Origin of the sequence: Streptococcus mitis (assembly GCF_003942965.1) — a bacterium.
In the GTDB taxonomy this organism is placed as follows: domain Bacteria; phylum Bacillota; class Bacilli; order Lactobacillales; family Streptococcaceae; genus Streptococcus; species Streptococcus mitis_BH.
On record NZ_RJOG01000069.1, the window covers coordinates 1 to 1,384 of the forward strand.

At 29.7% G+C, this 1,384-nt stretch carries 1 protein-coding gene; it reads left to right on the forward strand.

Translation table 11 applies throughout. The features are described from left to right. Positions 1-207: 207 nt before the first annotated feature. Complete coding sequence (locus D8837_RS09330; protein WP_125456874.1) at positions 208-573, forward strand: hypothetical protein; 366 nt, start codon at positions 208-210, stop codon at positions 571-573. Positions 574-1,384: the final 811 nt, after the last annotated feature.

Below are 1,384 nucleotides of genomic sequence, written 5' to 3' on the forward strand. Positions count from 1 at the left end.
GGATAAATAAATTTTGTTATAACTAAACGATAGCGTTTCATCTATTTCTCTCCTTTCTAGAAAGCCAACAACCACAATAATCGCAACTTTCACCTTGACCCAATTCCAATAGCAATGTTGTTTTATTCTTTTCCCAATGTTCCTTTTTCAATTCTATCTCTAATTCTTATATGGATTTTTCGAGAAAATGTTAAAAAATTCTTGAAGTTGGATTATCTACTTGCTCACAATTTATCACAAATTCTTGTTATTTTGTGTTTTAGTTTGACTCTTGACGGTAATTATATAAGAGAGTGGGCAATTAAGTTAATTTATCTTCTGGGGCCTTGGTATATTATTTCCTTGGCAATGATAATTATTCACTCTTATCGTAAATCTAAGCAAGAAGAGGAATTTAAAACTAAAAAACAAATTGAAGCCCTATTTAAAATATTTGATAAACACGAAATTACAGAAACTACATATCCTGTAATTTGCCCATCTTGTGGTGGAGGAAATTTATTGGAATTGGGTCAAGGTGAAAGTTGCGATTATTGTGGTTGTTGGCTTTCTAGAAAGGAGAGAAATAGATGAAACGCTATCGTTTAGTTATAACAAAATTTATTTATCCTCCTATCTTCATAATATGCTTTGTAAATGGTCTTAAATTATGCCAAATTTTACTGCAAGAAAGTACTTCCTTATTGGAACGGAAAGGTGAGGATCAATTTTTGAATTTTTACTATTCCATGTTCAATTTGTTCATTCAGTTTTCATTTGGGTTATTTTTTATCTTTTTAGTAATTTCATTCATCCTATTACTAAAACCACCAACCATGAAAAAATATAAGACAAGTTTAAAAACAGTTTTAGAGTATGAAAATCGANACGAGGATGTTCTTGTAGATCAAGGAAATGAAATGCGAAAAGAAACAGATTATCGTCTAACTGCAAAACGAGTCTACTGTCCAACATGTCACACACCAACAGAAGGTATAATAGGAACTTTTAAAACGTGTGAATATTGTGGAGAGACTTTCAAATTATCTTAAAATTATTATTTATAATTCAAATAACAAAAATAATTTAATGTATATGTTTAATCACTCTATTATGGAGTGATTTGTCTTATTTTTATATTTGTGAAAGGATTGCTTATGAGTGGCTCATTTTCTGATAGTCCTACCCATGATGACAAATTTAGCGTTGAGAACGATATTAATGGTAGTGTAGAACACCTTTTACGCTCTTTCCAAGTAAACTGGAAAATAAGTTAGAAAATTCTTTCGCTTTTTTCTAAAAGCAACGGAACTTATTATATGATTTAGTTTTATAGTTGATACAGATTAATAAAATCTTGACGAAATTTTATATATAGACAGTAATTGTCTATGGGATGTGGTAG